33 protein-coding genes, 2 tRNA genes and 1 pseudogene are annotated in these 20,300 nt (G+C 36.0%); 32 read left to right on the top strand and 4 right to left on the bottom strand.

The features are described from left to right. Window positions 1-93 precede the first annotated feature (93 nt). Together H3T43_RS02555 and H3T43_RS02550 are read left to right on the top strand one after the other, a co-directional pair. Window positions 94-166: transfer RNA gene (locus H3T43_RS02555), tRNA-Asn, on the top strand. A gap of 8 nt (window positions 167-174) precedes the next feature. Beyond that, window positions 175-264 (top strand) — tRNA-Ser (locus H3T43_RS02550). A 73-nt stretch (window positions 265-337) separates the two neighbouring features. Here the strand turns inward: H3T43_RS02550 and H3T43_RS02545 are convergent. Further along, entirely contained in the window at window positions 338-1,450 is a 1,113-nt protein-coding gene (locus H3T43_RS02545) for a tyrosine-type recombinase/integrase (RefSeq protein ID WP_198212331.1), read from the bottom strand. A gap of 240 nt (window positions 1,451-1,690) precedes the next feature. Between H3T43_RS02545 and H3T43_RS02540 the strand changes: the two genes are divergently transcribed. Further along, window positions 1,691-2,257 (top strand): DUF5067 domain-containing protein, encoded by a 567-nt coding sequence (locus H3T43_RS02540; RefSeq protein WP_198212330.1) that lies wholly within the window; start codon window positions 1,691-1,693, stop codon window positions 2,255-2,257. Window positions 2,258-2,404: 147 nt separating this feature from the next. On the opposite strand, the gene H3T43_RS02535 is transcribed toward H3T43_RS02540, so the two are convergent. Both H3T43_RS02535 and H3T43_RS02530 read right to left on the bottom strand, forming a co-directional pair. Continuing rightward, window positions 2,405-3,205 carry a hypothetical protein gene (locus H3T43_RS02535; protein WP_198212328.1) on the bottom strand — a complete coding sequence of 267 codons (801 nt, stop codon included), beginning with the start codon at window positions 3,203-3,205 and terminating at the stop codon, window positions 2,405-2,407. After that, window positions 3,205-3,576: a helix-turn-helix domain-containing protein gene (locus H3T43_RS02530; protein ID WP_198212326.1), complete on the bottom strand. Its 372-nt coding sequence runs from the start codon at window positions 3,574-3,576 to the stop codon at window positions 3,205-3,207. The genes H3T43_RS02535 and H3T43_RS02530 overlap by 1 nt, the downstream gene beginning before the upstream one ends. A gap of 219 nt (window positions 3,577-3,795) precedes the next feature. Here H3T43_RS02530 and H3T43_RS02525 point away from each other — a divergent pair, with 219 nt between their 5' ends. The 4 genes from H3T43_RS02525 to H3T43_RS02510 are packed head-to-tail and all read left to right on the top strand — an operon-like array spanning window position 3,796 to window position 5,383. Next, window positions 3,796-3,996, top strand: a complete 201-nt coding sequence (locus tag H3T43_RS02525; protein WP_198212324.1) for a helix-turn-helix transcriptional regulator — start codon at window positions 3,796-3,798, stop codon at window positions 3,994-3,996. Window positions 3,997-3,999: 3 nt separating this feature from the next. Further along, window positions 4,000-4,794, top strand: coding sequence for an ORF6N domain-containing protein (locus H3T43_RS02520; protein ID WP_198212322.1), 795 nt, complete (start codon window positions 4,000-4,002; stop codon window positions 4,792-4,794). Further along, on the top strand, window positions 4,794-5,135 hold the full coding sequence (locus tag H3T43_RS02515) for a DUF771 domain-containing protein (RefSeq protein ID WP_198212320.1): 342 nt from the start codon (window positions 4,794-4,796) through the stop codon (window positions 5,133-5,135). The genes H3T43_RS02520 and H3T43_RS02515 overlap by 1 nt, the downstream gene beginning before the upstream one ends. 17 nt (window positions 5,136-5,152) lie before the next feature. Then, window positions 5,153-5,383 (top strand): hypothetical protein, encoded by a 231-nt coding sequence (locus H3T43_RS02510; RefSeq protein WP_198212318.1) that lies wholly within the window; start codon window positions 5,153-5,155, stop codon window positions 5,381-5,383. On the opposite strand, the gene H3T43_RS02505 is transcribed toward H3T43_RS02510, so the two are convergent. After that, on the bottom strand, window positions 5,361-5,741 hold the full coding sequence (locus H3T43_RS02505) for a DUF2513 domain-containing protein (RefSeq protein WP_198212316.1): 381 nt from the start codon (window positions 5,739-5,741) through the stop codon (window positions 5,361-5,363). The two genes, H3T43_RS02510 and H3T43_RS02505, sit on opposite strands and share 23 nt — an antisense overlap. Before the next feature lie 324 nt (window positions 5,742-6,065). Here H3T43_RS02505 and H3T43_RS02500 point away from each other — a divergent pair, with 324 nt between their 5' ends. The 25 genes and pseudogenes from H3T43_RS02500 (at window position 6,066) to H3T43_RS02390 (ending at window position 20,297) form a co-directional block, all read left to right on the top strand. Continuing rightward, a complete protein-coding gene (locus H3T43_RS02500; RefSeq protein ID WP_198212314.1) occupies window positions 6,066-6,365 on the top strand; it encodes a hypothetical protein in 300 nt (99 codons plus the stop codon). Then, window positions 6,365-6,628 carry a hypothetical protein gene (locus tag H3T43_RS02495; RefSeq protein ID WP_198212312.1) on the top strand — a complete coding sequence of 88 codons (264 nt, stop codon included), beginning with the start codon at window positions 6,365-6,367 and terminating at the stop codon, window positions 6,626-6,628. The genes H3T43_RS02500 and H3T43_RS02495 overlap by 1 nt, the downstream gene beginning before the upstream one ends. Beyond that, window positions 6,621-7,340, top strand: coding sequence for a DUF1071 domain-containing protein (locus tag H3T43_RS02490; RefSeq protein WP_198212310.1), 720 nt, complete (start codon window positions 6,621-6,623; stop codon window positions 7,338-7,340). Before H3T43_RS02495 ends, H3T43_RS02490 begins: the two co-directional genes overlap by 8 nt. 4 nt (window positions 7,341-7,344) lie before the next feature. Then, the gene (locus H3T43_RS02485) at window positions 7,345-8,154 is read left to right on the top strand and encodes a conserved phage C-terminal domain-containing protein (protein WP_198212308.1); all 810 of its coding nucleotides are present in this window, start codon (window positions 7,345-7,347) and stop codon (window positions 8,152-8,154) included. A gap of 15 nt (window positions 8,155-8,169) precedes the next feature. Beyond that, entirely contained in the window at window positions 8,170-8,970 is an 801-nt protein-coding gene (locus H3T43_RS02480; RefSeq protein WP_198212306.1) for an ATP-binding protein, read from the top strand. Then, window positions 8,967-9,185 carry a hypothetical protein gene (locus H3T43_RS02475; RefSeq protein WP_198212304.1) on the top strand — a complete coding sequence of 73 codons (219 nt, stop codon included), beginning with the start codon at window positions 8,967-8,969 and terminating at the stop codon, window positions 9,183-9,185. The genes H3T43_RS02480 and H3T43_RS02475 overlap by 4 nt, the downstream gene beginning before the upstream one ends. Further along, the gene (locus H3T43_RS02470; RefSeq protein ID WP_198212302.1) at window positions 9,157-9,933 is read left to right on the top strand and encodes a Rha family transcriptional regulator; all 777 of its coding nucleotides are present in this window, start codon (window positions 9,157-9,159) and stop codon (window positions 9,931-9,933) included. Before H3T43_RS02475 ends, H3T43_RS02470 begins: the two co-directional genes overlap by 29 nt. 2 nt (window positions 9,934-9,935) lie before the next feature. Next, entirely contained in the window at window positions 9,936-10,160 is a 225-nt protein-coding gene (locus tag H3T43_RS02465) for a hypothetical protein (RefSeq protein WP_198212300.1), read from the top strand. A 10-nt stretch (window positions 10,161-10,170) separates the two neighbouring features. After that, window positions 10,171-10,623 (top strand): helix-turn-helix transcriptional regulator, encoded by a 453-nt coding sequence (locus H3T43_RS02460; RefSeq protein WP_198212298.1) that lies wholly within the window; start codon window positions 10,171-10,173, stop codon window positions 10,621-10,623. Between the two features lie 16 nt (window positions 10,624-10,639). Continuing rightward, window positions 10,640-10,801: pseudogene (locus tag H3T43_RS09355) on the top strand (helix-turn-helix transcriptional regulator); the annotation flags it as partial. Between the two features lie 87 nt (window positions 10,802-10,888). Beyond that, on the top strand, window positions 10,889-11,158 hold the full coding sequence (locus H3T43_RS09350) for a hypothetical protein (protein WP_232350245.1): 270 nt from the start codon (window positions 10,889-10,891) through the stop codon (window positions 11,156-11,158). Window positions 11,159-11,198: 40 nt separating this feature from the next. Continuing rightward, window positions 11,199-11,411: a hypothetical protein gene (locus tag H3T43_RS02450; RefSeq protein WP_198212296.1), complete on the top strand. Its 213-nt coding sequence runs from the start codon at window positions 11,199-11,201 to the stop codon at window positions 11,409-11,411. Then, window positions 11,383-11,514, top strand: coding sequence for a hypothetical protein (locus H3T43_RS09520; RefSeq protein ID WP_255534800.1), 132 nt, complete (start codon window positions 11,383-11,385; stop codon window positions 11,512-11,514). Before H3T43_RS02450 ends, H3T43_RS09520 begins: the two co-directional genes overlap by 29 nt. Further along, the gene (locus tag H3T43_RS02445; protein ID WP_198212294.1) at window positions 11,514-11,708 is read left to right on the top strand and encodes a hypothetical protein; all 195 of its coding nucleotides are present in this window, start codon (window positions 11,514-11,516) and stop codon (window positions 11,706-11,708) included. The genes H3T43_RS09520 and H3T43_RS02445 overlap by 1 nt, the downstream gene beginning before the upstream one ends. 1 nt (window position 11,709) lies before the next feature. Further along, window positions 11,710-11,946: a hypothetical protein gene (locus H3T43_RS02440; RefSeq protein WP_198212292.1), complete on the top strand. Its 237-nt coding sequence runs from the start codon at window positions 11,710-11,712 to the stop codon at window positions 11,944-11,946. Next, window positions 11,946-12,419 (top strand): class I SAM-dependent methyltransferase, encoded by a 474-nt coding sequence (locus H3T43_RS02435; protein WP_198212290.1) that lies wholly within the window; start codon window positions 11,946-11,948, stop codon window positions 12,417-12,419. Before H3T43_RS02440 ends, H3T43_RS02435 begins: the two co-directional genes overlap by 1 nt. Further along, the gene (gene ssb, locus H3T43_RS02430; protein WP_198212288.1) at window positions 12,412-12,855 is read left to right on the top strand and encodes a single-stranded DNA-binding protein; all 444 of its coding nucleotides are present in this window, start codon (window positions 12,412-12,414) and stop codon (window positions 12,853-12,855) included. Before H3T43_RS02435 ends, ssb begins: the two co-directional genes overlap by 8 nt. Window positions 12,856-12,867: 12 nt before the next feature. Beyond that, on the top strand, window positions 12,868-13,260 hold the full coding sequence (locus H3T43_RS02425) for a hypothetical protein (protein WP_198212286.1): 393 nt from the start codon (window positions 12,868-12,870) through the stop codon (window positions 13,258-13,260). Between the two features lie 20 nt (window positions 13,261-13,280). Then, window positions 13,281-13,781: a RusA family crossover junction endodeoxyribonuclease gene (locus H3T43_RS02420; RefSeq protein WP_198212284.1), complete on the top strand. Its 501-nt coding sequence runs from the start codon at window positions 13,281-13,283 to the stop codon at window positions 13,779-13,781. Between the two features lies 1 nt (window position 13,782). Then, window positions 13,783-14,286, top strand: a complete 504-nt coding sequence (locus tag H3T43_RS02415; RefSeq protein ID WP_198212282.1) for a hypothetical protein — start codon at window positions 13,783-13,785, stop codon at window positions 14,284-14,286. 29 nt (window positions 14,287-14,315) lie between these two features. Further along, window positions 14,316-14,819, top strand: a complete 504-nt coding sequence (locus H3T43_RS02410) for an ArpU family phage packaging/lysis transcriptional regulator (protein ID WP_198212280.1) — start codon at window positions 14,316-14,318, stop codon at window positions 14,817-14,819. 575 nt (window positions 14,820-15,394) lie between these two features. Then, a complete protein-coding gene (locus H3T43_RS02405; RefSeq protein WP_198212278.1) occupies window positions 15,395-16,237 on the top strand; it encodes a terminase small subunit in 843 nt (280 codons plus the stop codon). Then, the gene (locus tag H3T43_RS02400; protein WP_198212276.1) at window positions 16,221-17,471 is read left to right on the top strand and encodes a PBSX family phage terminase large subunit; all 1,251 of its coding nucleotides are present in this window, start codon (window positions 16,221-16,223) and stop codon (window positions 17,469-17,471) included. Before H3T43_RS02405 ends, H3T43_RS02400 begins: the two co-directional genes overlap by 17 nt. Continuing rightward, entirely contained in the window at window positions 17,462-18,901 is a 1,440-nt protein-coding gene (locus tag H3T43_RS02395; RefSeq protein ID WP_198212274.1) for a phage portal protein, read from the top strand. The genes H3T43_RS02400 and H3T43_RS02395 overlap by 10 nt, the downstream gene beginning before the upstream one ends. Continuing rightward, the gene (locus H3T43_RS02390) at window positions 18,876-20,297 is read left to right on the top strand and encodes a minor capsid protein (protein ID WP_198212272.1); all 1,422 of its coding nucleotides are present in this window, start codon (window positions 18,876-18,878) and stop codon (window positions 20,295-20,297) included. Before H3T43_RS02395 ends, H3T43_RS02390 begins: the two co-directional genes overlap by 26 nt. Window positions 20,298-20,300: the final 3 nt, after the last annotated feature.

Below are 20,300 nucleotides of genomic sequence, written 5' to 3'. Positions count from 1 at the left end.
CCATGCCGAACACAGCAGTTAAGCTTCTTCACGCCGAGAGTAGTTGGTGGGAGACTGCCTGCGAGGGTAGGACGCTGCCGTGCTTTTTAGCAATCCGGCTTAGCTCAGTTGGTAGAGCGCTTGACTGTTAATCAAGATGTCGTCAGTTCGAGTCTGACAGCCGGAGTTTAAATTGGAGTGTTGTCCGAGTGGCTTAAGGAGCATGATTGGAAATCATGTATATGGGTTAATCCTGTATCGAGAGTTCAAATCTCTCACACTCCGTAAATAAAAGCCCATAATAGTTGATGTTATGGGCTTTTTGCTTACCTATGTTCGCCAAAAGTTCGCCATGCTTCTAAATTTCGTCAAGTATCTTTACAATTTGCTGATCAGATTTTTGTTTCAGCTCATCAAGCATGTAGGCATAAACACCTGCCGTAATACTCATATTTGCGTGTCCCAAGCGTTTAGAAATAGAATATAGGTCAACTCCCTTGAATAATAATAATGCTACGTGAGTATGACGTAAACTGTGAAAATGGAAGCCTTTTTTATTTATACCGATTTTTGCTAAATGCTGACGAAGAGTTTTATTTACAGCATTTGAAGTAGGAATGGTTCCTCTATTGTCAATAAAAATTCTTTCATGGTTATTTACTTTTAATGTGCTTAAAATCTCAAGTAATTTTTGATCAACTTTAATTATTCTGGTAGAAGAAATATTTTTTGTACTCTTGTTAATTTCATTTGAGTCATAATTTACAATATTTTTATTATCGTAATCCCATGACTTATTTATTGTTATTGTTTTATTTTTAAAATCAATATCATGCCATGTTAAGACTTTTATTTCACCAGGACGCATTCCAGTATAGATAATGGTTAATAACATGTATCTGCTGGTGTAACGAGTATTTAAACCGTCTAGTAATGACTCTTTTAGTTTTTGAACTTGCTTAAAATTTAAATAGTCGATTTTACGTGTCCGTTCAGAATTCCACGTTAAATTGATTCTATCAGTAAAATTGGTTGGAATTAATCCTTCACTAATGGCATCTTTCACACAGCTACGAATTGTTCCGTTTGTTTTCTGAACTGTTACTTTAGCATGTGTTTTGCCATATGAATTAAAAAAGTCTTGATAACGTGCCCTGGTCATTTTAGACAGCTTTATATTCCCAAAATTTTCTTTAATTAGATCATAAGCTCTACGATAGCGTCTCTTTGTGCTATTGGATTTACCTGGCTCTTTATAACGCTTGTACCACTCGTCAAAATATTCAGCAAAAGTTGGATCTTGATCTGATATTAAATTTTTATCTTTGGCTACTTCAAATTCATTAGCCCATTTTTTAGCCTGCATTTTGGTAGCAAAGCCGCTTTTAGTCTTGTATTTGCGTTTATTTTGCTCATCGTACCAAGATACCTGAGCCTGCCAAGATTTACCACGCTTTTTAATATAAGACATTTTAAATTTTATCTCCTATGCTATAATAGGGTATGCAAAAGGGCATAACCCTGTTGTTTTTAAGCTATTAAGAACTAGTTTTCCAGATGGGTTCTTAATAGCTTTTTTGTTTACTATTTTGTCTTAGGTTTTTTGTCACTGGCAGCTGGACAAAGTCAAACTTTTATTTTTCGATTTGATTTAATACAATACTTATATAAACTATTATTGATTTAGGTAAGAGAAATAAAAGGAGTAAAAATGAAAAAAATAATTACACTATCGTTTGCTGTATTAACAGCTCTTTCCATAGCAGGTTGTTCTGGTTCATCTAATAGTAAAACTAACAGTAAACCTAAAACAGAAGCAGTTAAGCCAAAGCCAAAATATTATTTCGATGGTAAAACAGCAAATATACGTGATTTGAAAATTACCATCACCAAAGTTAAGTTTTTTAGAAAAGCCCAACCTAAAGGAAAAAATCAAATTGCATTTGAGTATATAGTTAATAATAAAAGTAAAAAGAAAATCGACGTTACCACTGCTTGGTTAGCAGTATTCAATGCTTATCAAGATAATAAAAATACAGATGGAAAATTAGAAGTAGGACCAACACCAATGAACTATGCTGGAAAGCTTCTTGACAATCAAAACAAAACAATTAAAAAGGGTGGTAAACTCCAAGGAGTAATTTCATACAGCCTTGACAGTAATAAAATTCCTGTTACATTGAAAGCTACTAAAGGTGTATCAGGTGCAAAAATAGGTCAAAAAGATTATAAGCTAGGAAAATTCAAAACCCAAAATAATAAATTGGGCGTTAACTAAACTTATTAACTGCTATGTTAAACAATACATAGCGGTTTTTTATTTAAAAGACCAAATCATCATTCTTTTTAAATAGACGATATGCATCTTCTAACATCCGATCGGGAATGCTAGATTGGTTTATATTTGAATTATTGAAACTTTTGTCTAAAAAGGTAATGAAAATAAATTGCTATATGTATTAGATATAGTGTCTCTGATCATACCAATTTCTAAAGAATTGCAATTTCTAAATGAAAAAACAGCTTTTTTTGAAAATTCATATGTAAAACCACGCTCATAGTAAAAATAATTAAACAAGCGATTATGCATTGCCGATTTACTCATTTTGTAGATAAGACATAATTCATTAAAATCATTATTTAGTATATTAATATCTAACGAAGAATTGGGAACATATATTAATGAAGATAGAACATTTGTCTGATCTTCAATTGGCTGTAGTTCGACTGGATAGCTACTACCTATAGCTTTGTTTCTATTAATAAGCGCAGCAGCATGATAATACTCTTCATCTGTCTTTGCTTTATATATATGGATCAATTCATGCGCTATTGTAAAGATAATATGCTGGTAGACTTGATTAGGACTAGCATTTAAAAAAAGAATAGGCCCAACTTCAGTGAATGTAGTAAAACCGCCAACTATATTAACAAATGGTTCGCTTTCATTTAAATTGTATTGACACTTAATATTTAAATTCAGGTCTTCGGATAAAAGAGTGTTGAACATAAAAAGTGAAGCTGGGTTAGATTTTGCTGAATAACAAAATGAATTTAGTTTTGGAAAAGCTGAAAGTAAGAAATTAATTGTGTTGTCGTATCTGACTTCAGTTTTATCTATATTATATTTTTTAGCTGCATAAAAAATGATATTATCTGCTTCAGTAAATAGGAGTTCATATTCATCCCTAGGTATCATAGAGTATTCATAATTTCTCGAATTCACTAGTTTTCACCTTTTTTCTTGTCAACAAACTTTCTAACAAAGCCTAGAACATCACTCAATGATTCTTGAAATTCTTTTTTTTGATCAGCAGATAAACCATCCGTTTGCTTCCTAAACATTGCTAAAATTTGTTGGTCTTGAGGATCAACGCTATTATCGTTACCTAAAAGATAATCAATCGAAACATTAAAATAATTTGCAACTTTTTTAACTTTATCGATGGAAGGGTTTGAAAACTTCCAAGTTGAAATTATTCCATTTGAAAATTGTAAAGATCTTTCAAGTTCTGCTAGACTAATTTTATGTTGCTGTGCTAAATCGCGAATGCGCTCATATATAGGTGAGTTAGCAGATTTTTCTATTTTTTTCATGTTATCCTCCGAAAATAATTTATTTTTATTTGTTGACTTCGAATATAATCGGTGATAATATTTAAATGTACATAAAGATACGCGAAAATAATTTAAATGCTATGGCCGATACCGTTCTTTAAAGCTTATTTATTATGTCCTAATAATAGAACATATTCGGTGGACAGTCAATTATAATTGCGTATTTTCTTAGAAAATTTTAGAAAGGAGCAGAAAGGTATGTCACTTTATTCAGCAATAAAAATTGTTGCTAATCAAAATGATAAATCAATTTATCAGATAGAAAAAGATTTGAAATTGTCCAATGGATTGATTAGTAAATGGAACAAAAGTGTTCCAAGGGCAGATTCTTTGCAAAAAGTTGCAGATTATCTAGGTGTAACAACACAGTATCTATTTAGTTTAGCTAGAAAGGAATAGTTCATGAATGATTTGAAAATTATCGGAAAAGAACACATTGGAAAAATTGAGTTCACTGGTATTGAAGGTGGATTTGGCAAGAACAAAAAAGCAATGCTTGCTAAAGATATTGCTCAGATACATAACCAGCCTTTAAAAGAGATTAATAGGCGTATCAATGACAATTTAAATCGCTTTAAATCTAATGTAGATATTATAGATTTTCTAAGTGGGACAGAGCCACTTAGAAAATTTGCTGAAGACAATGGATTAATTGGCAGCAATAGAACTAAGCACGTCTATCTTTTATCGGAACGTGGCTATGCAAAACTTCTCAAAATTTTAGACGATGACAAAGCGTGGGATATATACGACAAATTAGTTGACAACTACTTTAATATGCGAGTGTCAATTAAAAATAATGATCCTTCACTTGTTCAACAACGACGTTTATCGATTATGGAAGATAATGCAGCTACTAGAAAGGCAAATATGCTGTATAAGCTGGCAATGGCAACAAGTTCAGAAACATCTAGACAAGCACTAATTGCTAAAAGTGCCGAAGTATTAACTGGGGAAATGACAATTCCAATTATGAGAGAAAAATATTATTCAGCTGGTGAAATTGGAAAATTTCTTGGAATATCAGCTAATAAAGTTGGCCGAATTGCTAATAATTTAAATCTTAAAGCTAATCAGCCAGGGCAAAATGAATTTGGACGGTGGAGCAACTCAAAATCAAAATATTCTGATAAAGAAGTTCCCCAATGGCTTTATACAGAAAAAGGATTAATGGCAATAAGAAGGGGGATTAGTTAATGACTGACATCATCAAATTGTCCATTCCAATCGCTACTTTAACTGCTGCCGTCGATCAAATTATGAAAAAAAGAGGCTATGTACCCGCAGAATCTCTAGTCGGAAGAACAATAAAAATGAAAGAGTTTTCCGAAAAATACTGTGGTAAGAAAGCTCCAAACTGGATTAGATTATTTATTTTTGATGAATTTCCAGAAGTTAATATCAAAAACGGTGGTTGGGTTGTTAATCCACGAAGAACTGAAGAGGGAAGTAAAACAATTATTTTTGAAAAGCCTGCAGCTGAATGGATGGAAAAGCATCGAAATGAAATTGACTGGAATGCAAAACTACCACAGTAAGGAGCTGAAATCAAAAAATGGAAATCCAAAGGAAAGAAGTTAATTATATTTATTTTTTCTTTGATCAATTTGGAGAAAGAGTACCGCTAATTGCAGGAGCTGATTTAGGAAATAACCTTGATAGCGAAATACATCCAAATTCGATACTAAAAAAAATGATCTTGGAGCAATTGCCCAAAGATCAGACTTCAAAGAGTATCTATTTATGGATAGATGGAACTGAGTTTAAGATAGGCCAAGTTTCTTAGCAACAATACTTTTGGCCAAAAAAGCTATTGTTTCAAATGACACTTTTAAACCAAGTTCTTTAATTTTATTCTTCGCTTCATTCCAGACGTTTTGAGTTCTAACTGAATTAAGATACTCATTTCCTTGCCAAGTTAGGTTACCTGGCTCAGTTATCTTATATGAATTGCCTATTAATTGAGGGGGGTTTGTAATAAGACCGCCTTCATACATTCTAGCTAATGTAAATGTTAGTTCGTCATATGAACATTCTTTTTTGGCAGCAAAAACTATTAGTTCTTGAGCTGTTGGACCACTAGCGTGTTCACTTTGGGCATATTCAATAAGTATATCTCTCACAAGGTCATAATTTAATTCCATGTTTTCACTTCCTTTTATTGAATTATCTCACTGATGGGAACGTGAAGGCAAAGATAGAAAGAAGAAAATAATGTTACATATTCAAAAATTTAAAGAAAGGATATTAGAAGAATGGCAGCACATATTATATGCAGGTTTCGGCACTTGCCCGAAAAGCAAAGGATGGTTAATCGCATCATTGCTAGTAGCAATTGTTGGGCTAATATCAACGATTTACGTCCTAAGTTTACCCGAATACATCCCAGGAACATAAAAAAAGCCCGACCGTAATCGGGCATGTATTCAATGAAAACGTATAAAGAATACAAGGAGATTATAACACAGATGGAATATGTAGGTACAGAGGCAAATGGTGGCTTAGCTACCTATGGCGAATATGGCTGCGACTACAGCACCGCAAGGGACTTTGTCGTAGCGCAGGCTTTTCTAATGAATGACCTAAAAAAATATACTGAAGCAGTTGGCTACTCGCCAAAGAATCCACGAGGAATGCGGACCTACGAGGACATGCTACAAGACTTTTCTGAATGGTGGGATGACCCCGATGGAGAATGGTGGTACGAAGTAGCAATGTTCTATTTCGATGGCCATGAAATAACTGACAAAGAAAGAGAGGCATTGTGATGAACGACTTTCTCAAATGGGAAGATGAACTTGATCAAAATGCCAAGATATACACCACGGCATTAATCAATGAGGCAAGGACATTGCCTAGCCCCAAAAAGGGAATTGATATGCTTAAAGGACTTAAGCAAGGCTTCCCCGAAGGGTATCACGGAACTACACAGGAAGCAATTATCAATGTGCTTAACAATGTCATTGATGATGCGATTAAGGAAATCTATAAACAAGGATTAGCACAGAAATGGAGTAATGCTGATGACTGAAAATGGTAATGATAAAAAGAGTGTATACGAAAATCTTTCAGAAATCAACGTTAAGCCAAAACTTGAAAAGAAAGGTAAGCTCGACTATCTAAGCTGGGCAATGGCTTGGGGCATGGTTAAACAGGTATATCCAGATGCTAATTATAAAATCACTGAATTTCCAGAATATGTCCAAACCAAAAATGGCTGGGAGGCAACAGGCAGAGATGTTGACTATCGTCAAACTTCAGCAGGAGTTGAAGTTGAGGCAGTAGTAACAATTAATGGCGAAAGCTATAGTTCTAAATTATTTGTAATGGATTACCGCAATAAGCCAATGCTTAACCCAAACTATTTCGACATCAACAAAACTCAACAGAGAGCATTAGTAAAAGCATTAGCAATAGCTGGCTTAGGCTTAAACGTTTACGCAGGCGAAGATCTTCCAAGTCCTGATGATAGTAAAGCTAAACCTAAAGAAAAAGCACCTCGAAAGACTAAAACACTAACTGCTAAACAATTAACAGACAAACAGTTGCTAGAATATGAAATTACTGATTCTAAAGGTTCAGTTAAGTTGGTACAAGTAGTAGCAGAGGCAACGGCAGGAAACAAAGATAGTGCGGCTACCTTACACAGTTTAGGTGGTGAAAGTAAAGAAGCATATTCTCAAATTTACCATCGCAAATTGTACAAGAACTGGCTTGGCTCACCATCAGAAGTAGGGAAGTGATTTCATGAAAGCAACATGGCTATACAGTAAGCATCCAATCATTGTTGACATGAAATTAGCGAGTGCAATTGGTCTGAATGAGTCAATTGTCGCTCAACAATTAAATTATTGGCTGAATACGAAATCAGCAAAAATAATTAATGGCAAAAGGTGGATCTATAACACATACAAAAATTGGAGAAAAGATAGTTTTCCCTTCTGGTCTGAGGTAACAATTCGCAGAACTTTTACTAATTTGGAAGAAATGGGAATAGTCGAAACAGGCAATTTTAATAAAGCAGGATTTGATAAAACCAAATGGTATTCAATTAATTCCGATAAGTTAGATGAATTGATGAACAGACGATGTGATCAAAATGAGCAGACGAACTGCTCAAAAAGATCAGATGGAGCTGATCAAAATGAGCAAACCAATACCAGAGATTACACAGATAATACTACAGATAAAGATATAGATAGTTCAGCTGACGCAGAACCTGAGTCCATACACAAAGATGTCATTGATTATCTTAATGGCAAGATTGGCGCTAGATATAAAGCTAGTTCTGCTATTAACAAACGACTAATTGATGCACGAGTCAAAGAGGGATACAAGCTAGACGACTTCAAGCGAGTAATAGACAACAAGGTGGCTAGTTGGTCGCAAGACCAGAAAATGAGCAAATATCTGCGGCCACAGACGTTATTTGGTACCAAGTTTGAGAGTTATCTGAACGAGCGAGCGCCCATTGTGCCAGCACATGCAAGCTTTGGAGCAGAAGCCTACGCAAACGGGACAATGGATGGTGTGGATGAAGATGACCTACCCTTTTAAACGATTGGAGGAGCTATGAAAATTAATGGCAAGACAGTAAATATAATTGCACATCGCACAAGAAAAACTGATCAGATTTGTCCTAAACACCATGTGCACCTGGTTTACTTAGACGGCTTTAAAAAAATGAAACCGTTCTGCGAACAGTGTCAATACGAGAAAAATCAGGCGCAGATAAAAAAGATGGCTGAAAGTTTAAGAACGAATCAAACTAGAGGCTATCTTAAGCGGCAATCGTTAGTCGATAGGAATGAAGTGTTTAATTACACCTTTAAAAATTTTAAAGCCCAGCCTAAAACTTTTGAATACCTGGCTAAAAACGGAGCACAAAAAATAGCAGAAGGATATTTAAAATATCCAGATGCAAAAGGTAACTGTATCTTTTACGGCAATGCAGGCTCAGGAAAAACACATCTTGCTATGGCAATCCTTAACGCAGTTAACGACAATGCAGATCCAATGGTTAGGTGTCTGTTCATTAGCGTTAATAAGCTAATCCGAGAGATGAAAAATTGGTTTCAGGATAAAACAGGTATCTGGTCACCAAAGCACGTAACCGATGTAGTCAGGAAAGCTAACCTGGTTGTTCTTGATGATTTAGGAGCAGAAAGTGCAAGCAATATGGCTACCAGCTTTGTGCAAGACACGATATTTGATATATACGAGAGTAATCAGCGAATTATTACAACGACCAATCTTAGTTTAGATGAGTTGTATAGAACCTATCACTCACGGCTAGTTAGTCGGATGCAAGAAAGCGATAGACGCAAGGTTATCGATTTTTCAAAAATAGTTGATAAAAGGCCAAAGATATGACTAATAAGAAAACAGAAATAGCTAGTGACTGGGACAGCATCTATAACAGGATGTTCCAGAAACGAGCAGTAGCAAGATTTAATTATGACGTTGTCAATGGCATTGGAGCCTTTGACAGACGAGAAAAAGAAAAACTAGATGAATTACATCGATTCTTCGTAAAGATTGAGAAAGAAAGTGACAGTAATGCAGGACGTTCAGTTATTTACATTTAATGGTGAAGAAGTAATAGATAGTCGAGATGTTGCTAATATGATTGGAAAATCACATTCACATTTAAGCAGAGATATTGCCGGCTATATCAGTGATATTGAGGAGAATCCAAAATTGGTTTCTCCTAATCAGCTGTTTATTCCAAGCACTTACCGTACTAAACAAAACAAAGAAGTCAGGAATTATTTACTTACAAGACAAGGCTGCGAATTTGTCGCTAATAAGCTTACTGGTAAAAAGGGCAATCAATTTACTGCCGAATACGTGACACTTTTTAACCGCATGAAGCAACGAGAGAAAAGCCGATTTGAAATGGTATACAAGGAATGGAATATCCCGACTACCTTTGCAGGCGCTCTTAAATTAGCTACCGAACAAGCAGAGCAATTAGAAAAGCAAAAGCCAAAGGTCGATTACTTCAACTCACAAATGCGCAATCCAGGGTTAATGACAACAACAGAGATCGCCAAAGATTACGGTTGGAGTGCTGCCAAGCTAAATCAGGAATTGCATAAACGTGGCATTATTTATCAGCAAGGCAGTGGTCATCGCAAAGTTTGGGTAGTATATCGAAATTATGCCAATAGAGGCTATACACAATATGAGCCATTCACTTATCAGAATGGCAATAAGCAGGGAATGCATAACAACTTGAAGTGGACTCAAAAAGGCAAGAAATTTATTTACGACATTTTGGCAAAAGACGGTATCAGACCAATACTAGAACAGATGGAATTTATGGAGGATTAAAAATGTCTGTAAAAGTATTTAATAAAACAAAAAGAGGATGGTTAAGTGAAATTAGACAACACATCCTTTCGGATAGTTTAGGAGCTGTCCTATTGAAGAAAGAAAGTAATGCTTATCTTTTTGGTAGTTATAACGAAGCTAAAGAATGGATAGATAAACTTGAAAATTATAAAGATGATGAATGGCTATTTTATGAAGGAGATAAATTGATAAGCAAAAATATGTAGAGGTATAAAAATGCGAATTAAAGAATTATGCAAAAAAGAAAACGTTAGCCAAGAAGAGTTGGCTAAATTAATTGGAGTAGATGTTGATGAATTTTGCCAGCTTCAAAATAACTATGAAAATCGTAGCTTTGATCAAAAGCAATTAGAAAAAATCGCAATGCGTTTAGGTGTAACAGCCACGTATCTAAAAGGCAATACACCATATGTTAGCAAAGAAGAGCGTGAATATCGAAAAAAACTAAAACAGGTGGCTCAATCTGAACTCAATTACATTGAACAAGATTTTGTGCCAAGTGGTCAATTTGCAGAATGGTATGCACCATCATTATCTGCAGCGGCACAGCTTTGCATTGCAGCCAATCTTGTAACATTAACTGAAAGAGCTGAAGACCTGAGCGATAAAATCAGTGAGCTAGATAACACGCTATACAGCTTAGGCATGGCAGTTAGCAGTCATCCTTAAATAGAGGCATAGCAAAATGAACAGAATTAAAGAATTGCGGCAGTTAAATAAAGTAAGTCAAGGTGACTTGGCAAAAATAACTGGGCTTACTAGGCAAGCTATTAGCTAATACGAAAATGGCAAAAGAGAGCCAAAGAATGAAACATTGCATAAATTAGCTGAATATTTCGGTGTATCTGTCACATATATAAAGGGCGAGACAAAAACTGAAATGCTGACAAAAATAATTAATACTATCTATTTAATTATTTGCAACAGAATTCCAATGAGTTCTGACAGAGAAACGATAGACAATACAGAAGATGGCAGAACTATAGCTGCTACGGAACTAATGCTTCTAATGTATCAAACGTTAAATTTAGATCATAACAAGCAATTTAAAGAAATTGTAAGCAAAAATGCTAATTTACTGGGGATAAAAGGAAAAGACAAACTTGATTATATTAGAGAATCTTCAATTTCTGCTACTGATGAGAATTATCAAAGCGATATAGAAAACGCTAAATCATGGATTAAGTTCTATGAAAATTTGTAAGGAAAATAAAAAATGAACGGCAAGAAAATGGAGGATCAAAATGACAACAATCAAAATGAATGACGGCCTTACTCAGTACGGTACAAAAGAAAACTACACTTTCATTAAAAAACTAATATGGGACGCAAATTTGCATGATGAGAAATTAATTGAAATTACAGATGTTAAAGAGGGTAATGTGTTGATCAATATAGACAGCATTTTTACAGTTGAGGAGATTAAAAATGGCAAGAACAGTATATCGGAAGAATAAGAATGGCAAGGTTACCTACGTGGGGCATGTGCCACCTGAGTATCACTTGAAGGAAAACGAGTTTTTTCAAAAATTACCACATGAAAATGGGAGGCAAAACTAATGAAAGTAGTTTATTTTTTGTGCGAAATATTAGGCCTCATATTCGGTGTTATTGGCTACATACTTTTAAATCTCAAATCTGAAAGTAAATTACTGTTAGTTATTGCAATAGCATTAGTTGCAATTGGCTTAATTCTAATAATTGGATCAATTGTGCTTGAAAAATATATGTGGTGGACAAGTTTAGGGTGGTAATTTGAAAACAATAATAAAAATGGATGATGGACGGACACAATATGATGTGTTAGGTGATATTGCGCTCGAAATAGTTAAGACAAAGGAACCATATATAAAAGTTGATGAAAGCGAGTTAGGTGAGTTATTTATAAACAAAAACCATATTTTATCTATGCAGCAAAAAAGAGAATATACGGATGATGGAAAAGTAATGACTATAGATCAGGTACTTAGTGAGCAAAAGAAAGCAGATTAATGAAGATACTAGACGCATGCTGTGGCTCTAAGATGTTCTGGTACGACAAACATGAGCCACATACAACATATATAGACAATCGTAGCGAAAAGGATCAGGTCAAAGATCGTCAATATATCAGAGATATAGTTGTCAGCCCTGACATTATAGCTGATTTTAGAAAATTACCATTCAAAAGTGATGAATTTGACCTAGTAGTCTTTGATCCACCGCATTTAATTCACGCAGGTGAAAATAGTTGGCTAAAACTTAAATATGGGTGCCTTCCTAAAGATTGGTCAACTTACATTAAGGCAGGATTTGACGAGTGCATGAGAGTTTTAAAGCCAACAGGAACTCTGCTTTTCAAATGGTCTAATAATCAAATTCCGTTTAACAAAGTTTTTAACGTTATTGGTCAAAAGCCTATTTTAGGAGATAAAAGAGGGGATACAAGATGGTCAGTTTTTATCAAAGGAGCTCAAAATGATTAATAGAGCAGTATTAACTGGTAGGTTGACTAAAGATCCTGAATTGAGAACAACAAAAAGTGGTCTGTCTGTAACAGCATTTAACCTGGCAGTTGATCGGCAATATACCAATTCTCAAGGTAAGAGAGATGCAGACTTTATCAGCTGTGTCATTTGGCGCAAAGCAGCAGAAAACTTCTGTAATTTCACATCTAAAGGTTCACTTGTTGGTATTGATGGACGAATTCAAACCAAAAATTACGATGATAAAGATGGCAAGAAAGTATATGTAACAGAGGTAGTTGTTGATAACTTTGCTTTGCTTGAATCAAAGAAAGACCGTCAGAATAACAACGCTGGCAATAATGCAAACAACAGCAATAACGGCAACAATAGTCAGGATCCATTTAACGGTTCAGGCGATACCATAGACATAACGGATGACGATTTGCCATTTTAGGAGGGATGCAAGATGAAGGCATATTTTATTCACAATGAATATGAACTAGGTGACGGAGATGCAAGTGATATAGCATTTGGAAAATCTGCGTTAGATGCGAAGGAAAGATATTTTAGTGAAAAGAGTGTATTAAAAACTTGGAAGCATGTAAAAAATCATGCAGAAAAATCTAATATTACAACTGCAAGAATGATGTCATTAGATAATTGTGAAGATGAATCCAGCATGGTAATAGTAGAAAAGGCTATTGCAATCTATCAATGGGATTTTTCTATAGGAAATGAATCATATAGCGCTGGCTATTCATTAATTGTAGATGAAAATGGTAACGAAAAAGAAAAACCATTCTTTGACAAAAAGCAATTTGAAAAATCATGGAAAGCTGTTATTGGGCAAGTAGCTTAGTTTGAAAGTGATGCAAATTAATGCAGCAAGATAAATCAAACTATCATAGTGTGGTATTTGGTGTCCTTGGTGAACCTCAAGGAAAGGCAAGACCGAGATTTGCACGTAGAGGCAAGTTTGTCAGTACTTACACTCCATCTACTACGCAAAAATATGAGGAACAAGTAAGATACAGTGCCTTAGCAGTAAGGCAGAAAAACGGCATTACTAAGCCTATCTCAGCCGATATTAGTTTAGGTATCAAGGCATATTTTAAAATACCTAAAACATACTCTAAAAAGCGCAAAGAAAGGTGCCTTAATGGTGAGGAGCGTCCTAGCAAAAAGCCTGATAGCGACAATATAGCAAAGATTATTCTAGACGGTTTAAATCCAAAGATGAAATTAGACCACGTGCAACATAAAGCAGTATGCGTGCATGAGGGACTATATCGGGACGATAAGCAGGTGGTGTCGCTAAAGGTGGATAAATATTATTCAGACAAACCAAGAGTGGAGATAACAGCGATTTGGAGTGATTAAAGTGGCTAAGATACCTTACAACATTATTCATGAAATAGAGGACAAGTATGGCACGTTGGCAATACCTGATGATAATCCGTTAATGATAAAGTTGCACAAAGCAACAGGGGCAGAGCCACGGCTAAAAATGAAAAGAAATGCGACTGGACAGATGTTTACTCCACATTATTACGATGATGAAGTTATAAGAATGGTAAAAATGGGTTTGTCTGTAGGTGAAATCGCAACCAAGTTAGGTCATACGAGATCAACAATAAACAAGATATTGCTTTATTATAGAATTAAGCCCAGAGATATATTTAAGGGCAAATACGATGACGTTTATATCGTTAATTTAAGCAATTTAAAATATTGGGGAATTGTAGCAAAGAATACTGAAGTAGCTAAGAGAAAAACTCAACATGAGTTTATCGTTAAGAAGTATCATTGGTGTGATATAGAGCCTGGTGAAAAGTACATGGTAGCTGGCAATGACTCAGAAGTTTTTGTAAAGAAATTAAAGTAAGGTTGATAGTAATGATTGGAGTTGTTCAATTGAGTTTTTTAAAAAGCACCAAAATTGATACAGTCAGAACAGCGCAAAATGTTAAATACTTTTTTGAGCATGACTTTGATCATTACTTGAACCTTTCGGGCAAGCATCGCTCGGATTTGTCTAGTCCAAAAATGGATATAACTGGAATTACAGCACACAACGGAGTTAACCATCAAGATGAAAGCATGGCAGTTAATATTGATGCAGAAAATTGCGTTTTAGCAGTTGATCACACCATTAGCAGTTGCAGTAATTCAGGCGACAAGCCTTACGGAACTATTCTTTACTTGTCTTACATCAAAAATATTAGCAATTATGTTATAGCTCAACGTTTGGGGTATCAAGCAACACGATATTATGAGCTAAAGAACAGGGCTTTGGTTGAATTCGCAGAACGAATGGAGTTGTATCGCAAACGAGACCATACGTCAATTGAAGACTTGAGAATTTTTGAAGATGAGCAAAAGGAAAATTTCCAAAAGCGGACAATGAGCGAAGAATGAGCGAAGTCCGAGCGGAGTATTTACGTTATATTATGATAGTGTCGAAAGATTAGGGATAATCCTTGATAGCTATTACGTCCGGGACGACGTTAAACTAGCAACAACAATTTTATTTTTTTTATAATATACTCCTCCAAGAGTCGCGGTAATGGTTGTAGCCGGGTTCGATTCCCGACACCGCAATATAGGGACGTGGCAGTAATGTAACTGCATGTGGCGATCGTATAAACACAAGAAACACAAGTTTTAGGTTCGATTCCTAACGTCCCTCTAGACACGCCAAGACCTTGATACATGTTTATTTAGGATATTCATAATATGTTTTAGAGTTTAATATTAGGTATTAAGCGAGCGTGTCAAATTTGGACTAATTGATATGGTGGTCAATATATTAATGCAAGGATTAGACCTATCAGTAGTCCATATTTTTATGTCTTTGGTGTAAGGTAGCATGGCGGCCCTCAAAGCCGCAGATGTGGGTTCAAGTCCTGCAGGATATGTCTAACATCTATGATGATTAATGTCATAGGTGTTTTTTCATGGTTTGAGAAAGATATAGGAGGTGGTGAAATGATGTGACTGATGCTGAGAAAAGAATAGCTGCGCAACACGATTATGAGCTTGGAATGAAGTATAAGGATATTGCCGAAAAATATGGTGTATCTTTTAACACTGTTAAGTCATGGAGAAGTCGATATGGCTGGGTAAGAAAAGGTGCAAAAAAAGGGTGCACTAAAAAGCCAAAAAGGGTGCACCCAAAAACACCAACGGGTGCAGCAATTTCAGAACTAAATGAGAGCGATTTGCCAGACAAACAAAAAGAGTTCGTGCTTGAATATCTAAGACTTTACAACGCTACTCAAGCTTACTTGAACGTATTCGGTGGTGGATACAAAGTAGCAAATGTGTGTGGCTCGCAGCTATTAGCAAAACCTAGTATTCAAGAGCAGATAAAAAACATTCGTGAGGCGAAGCTGAAAGAACTAGCAATTGAACCATTAGACCTAATTGAAGACGTTGCAAAGGAAGCTAAAGCGGATATTGGCAATTATCTTAACTTTGGCAGTTGGCCAGAAAAACTTGTTGAAAGGAAAAAGACGAAAAAGACCTTTAAAGACAACAAAGGTCATGAGCTAAGCACTAACGTTGTTGAAGATAAGCCGGTATTAGATGCTGACGGCAAGCAGGTCACGATCCACCACAGTTATCTTTATTTTAAGGATAAAGACCAAGTAGATACTTCATTAATTAAGAAGATAACCAAGGGCAAAGATGGTGCGACTATTGAGTTGTATGACAAGACTAAGGCTCGTGATAAACTGCTTGAATGGCTTAAAGAGCAAAACAATGACAGCGACACAACAGTAAACATCAATTTTGACGTTCCAAAGGAGGACAAAGATGCAAGTAAGTCTTAAGAACAACATCTCACCTGCGTTTTATAACCTTTTTTGGGACATACACAACAAAAAACATGCTAATTATTGGCTTAAAGGAGGACGTGGCTCAACCAAGTCCTCTTTTATTTCAATAATGATCGTTCTAGGTGTGATGCAGGATAAGAATGCGAATGCGATTGTCTTGCGTAAAGTGGCTAATACCTTGCGTGATTCGGTATTTGAGCAATACTTGTGGGCAATTGACTTATTGCACGTTGATGAATATTGGCAATCGTCTGTTAGCCCAATGCAGTTGACGTTTAAGCCCACTGGTCAACAGATTAGATTTAAGGGTGCAGACGACCCACGAAAAATCAAATCACAAACCTTTAGACAGGGATACACGAAGTTCAAACACTTTGAAGAGGTAACCGAATTTAAAGGCATGGAAGAAATTCGCTCAATTAACCAGTCTCTTGGGCGTGGTGGTTCAGGTATCATTACCTTTTATTCATACAATCCACCTGCTAGGCAGTCTAATTGGGTTAATCAGGCAATTGATCAGGAACAGATGCGTAAAGATACGTTGGTTAACCTATCTGATTATCGTTCTGTGCCTAAGTCTTGGCTTGGTATTGAGTTCTTAGCAGATGCAGAGCAGCTGAAAAAGGACAACGAGAAAGCATACAGACATGAATATCTAGGTGAAGTAACTGGTACTGGTGCGGAAGTATTCAACAACATTACGACACGTGCCATTACCGATGATGAAATTGCCACCTTTGATAAAATTTATCACGGATTGGATTTCGGTTTTGCTCACGATCCGACAGCTTATGTAAAAATATATTGGGATGCGGCTAGACGCCGTATTTTTATTTTCGATGAATTTGAGCGAGTTGGCTTAAAAAACAGAGATGCCGTTGAAATGATTAAAAAGCGTAATCCATTAAATGAGCCAGTAATTGCTGATTCAGCATCTCCAGGAACAATAGCAGAGTACCGTGATTTAGGCTTAAACATTTATGGTGCTAGAAAAGGTCAAGGATCACGTGACCACGGTTACAAGTGGCTAGAAGACTTACGAGAGATAGTCATTGATCCTGCAAGATGTCCAGATGCGTGGCGAGAATTTACTGGCTATGAATTTGAACTGGATTTAAATGGCAACTATAAGTCAGGCTACCCAGATGGTAATGACCACACAATGGACGCAACACGATATGCACTAGAAAGATTGATACAGAAAGGAGGTTTCGAACCTTGGAAGTAGATTCAATGAAGAAACTGCTGCAAAATACGCAAGCAAGAAGGACAGAGTTTATTTCGAAATACAGTACATCCAAACGATATTATTTAAACGAGAATGATATTACTTTAAAGAACAATGGCGAATCTAAAACAAAAGAAGAAGATGCTGGTAAGGAAAGCAAAAACCCTTTTAGAGCTGCTGATAACAGAGTAAGTTCTAATTTTCATCAATTGCTTGTTGACCAAGAAGCAGGATATCTAGCAACTAAACCACCGACAATAGACGTTGATGACGATAAGCTCAACCAACAAATTAAAAATACGCTGGGTGATAACTTCGGCTTGAGGCTTAATGAACTAGTGGTAGATGCAGCTAATGCAGGAGTAGCATGGCTACATTATTGGATTGACACAGATGGTCAATTCAGATATGCAATTGTGCCACCTGATCAGATAACGCCAATCTATTCTACTGACTTAAACCGTAAGCTAGTGGCACTGAGACGCTCATACAAAGAATTAGACCCAGATACTGCCAAGTATCATTGGGTACATGAATATTGGGATGATCAGACAGTTACAGCTTTCAGGTCGAGAGATGAACAATTTACTGATCTTCAACCTTTGGATGATCGTTTTACCATCTATGACGCAACGACAGGTGTTGAGACGGGAACCTCAAGTGTCAACCATCATGGTCTAGGTCGTATTCCATTTATTGCATTTCCTAAAAACAAAGAGCAGCAACCTGATTTGTTCCATTACAAAGGCTTAATTGATGTTTATGACAAAATCTATAATGGCTATGTTAATGACCTTGATGATATCCAACAAGTTTTCCTTATTCTAAAAAACTATGGTGGTCAAAGTTTTGATGAATTCAGAAAAAACTTGCTAAAATATAAGGCCATTAAGTTACAAAATTTGGGCAGCGGTGATGCCTCTGGCGTTGACCAAATGACTATTGATATTCCAACTGAAGCCCGTAATTCAATGCTTGAAACTACTAAGACTAACATCTTTATACACGCCCAGGGTATCGATCCAACGGACTTTAAAACAAACAATGCTACGGGTACGGCAATTAAGATGTTGTATTCTCACCTTGAGTTGAAAGCTGCAAAGACGGAAGCTTATTTTAGGGATGCACTTACCGAATTAGTTAGAGCAATCATGAACTGGCTACACGTACCAGACGCTGATAGTCGACCTATTGAGCAAACCTGGACTAGAACCGCTATTCAAAATGATGTCGAAAAAGCGCAAGTGGTGAGCCAACTGGCAAATTGGACAAGCAAAGAAGCAATTGCTAAGGCTAACCCAATAGTTGAAGATTGGCAACAAGAGATGAAAGACCAACAGGACGATTTAAAGGAGCGAACTGATCAATTTGGTAACCCTGACAACCTAAACGGCGGTGAAGATAATGACGAAGACGCAAAGAGAAGTTAATTATTGGAAACATCGTTTTTTGTATGAGAAACAACAACAACTTCAAAATACTGCTGAATATGAAATAGCAATGCGAGCCAGGCTTAAAGAGGTCGAGCAGGTATTAGAGCAGGAAGTTGATTATTGGTTAAAACGTTATGCAGCTAATCAGGAGATAACCATTAAAGATGCTCGTAAAATACTGTCAACCATCGGCACACGTGACTGGCACATGACACTTAAAGAATTCGAAACCAAGGCGAAGGCTGGCGGATTTGATAAAGAGTTAGATGCTGAGTATTTTCAAAGTCAGTTGTCACGTTTGGAGAACATAGACGAGCAATTAACTAGCTTGCTGGCTCAATACGCGACCTCAGAGACCGATAAAATGGAGAATAGTCTATCTAACCAATTTCAGCAAACATACATGCACAGCATCTATTTAACGCAATTAGAGCAGGCTAAATTATCAAGCAACTTTGCTACCATAAATGAGTACCAGGTAAAAGCAATTGTGAATAGTCCATGGCGTGGCAGTGATTTTTCAAAGCATATTTGGAAGAATTACACTGAAGTGTTACCAAATGAGCTAGGAGATGCATTGTTACGCGGCACCGTGTTGGGACATTCCCACGAGCAATTATTTAAAATGATGCGCCAAAGGTTAAAGGACGTTGAAGACTATCAATTACACCGGTTGGTCATTACCGAAATGGGACATGTAGCAGAAACTGCAACAGCTGAAGCTTATAAAGAAGAAGGAGTTGAGCAATACCAATATTTAGCCACACTTGAGTCTCATACGTGCGAAGAATGTGCCCATTTAGACGAAAAAGTCTTTGACTTAAAAGATAAAGTAGAAGGCTTGAATTACCCTTTAATACATCCATATTGTAGATGCACCACAATGCCATATATTAATGGATTACCTGATAGTTCTGAAAGGTGGGCTCGTGATCCTGAAACGGGCAAAGGTATGTATGTTGAAAACATGACCTTTAAACAGTGGCAAAAAGAAATAGATAATCAGCGTAAAAATCTAGTCAAAGTGTATAAAGTAAATAAAGCTTCAAGATACATAACAAATAAAAGTAAATATAAGTGGAACGAACTTAATCCAGAGCAGTATAATAAACATGTAAGGGATACGCCTGAATTTAATAACTATAAAAAGGGTCGGAAACGACCATTAAGTGAACTGGTTATATCTCCCGCTGAAGCTCAATCGTTGATTGACAAATATGGAAAGAAAAACGAAAGCGTTAATAAAAATCAGATTCTGTTTAAACATGAATCATATATTGGTTTATGGTCAGACATAAATGGTAAATTATTTCCAACTAAACGAGGACGTATTTCCTATAGAAAAAATAAAGGTGCACATATTACACCTAGAAAGCCAGACAAATTAGATTAGAAA

The sequence above is a fragment of the Lactobacillus sp. M0396 genome (assembly GCF_016101625.1).
GTDB lineage: Bacteria > Bacillota > Bacilli > Lactobacillales > Lactobacillaceae > Lactobacillus > Lactobacillus huangpiensis.
Note: the sequence above shows the minus strand (reverse complement) of the source record. Positions and strands in the feature narration are given on the sequence as shown.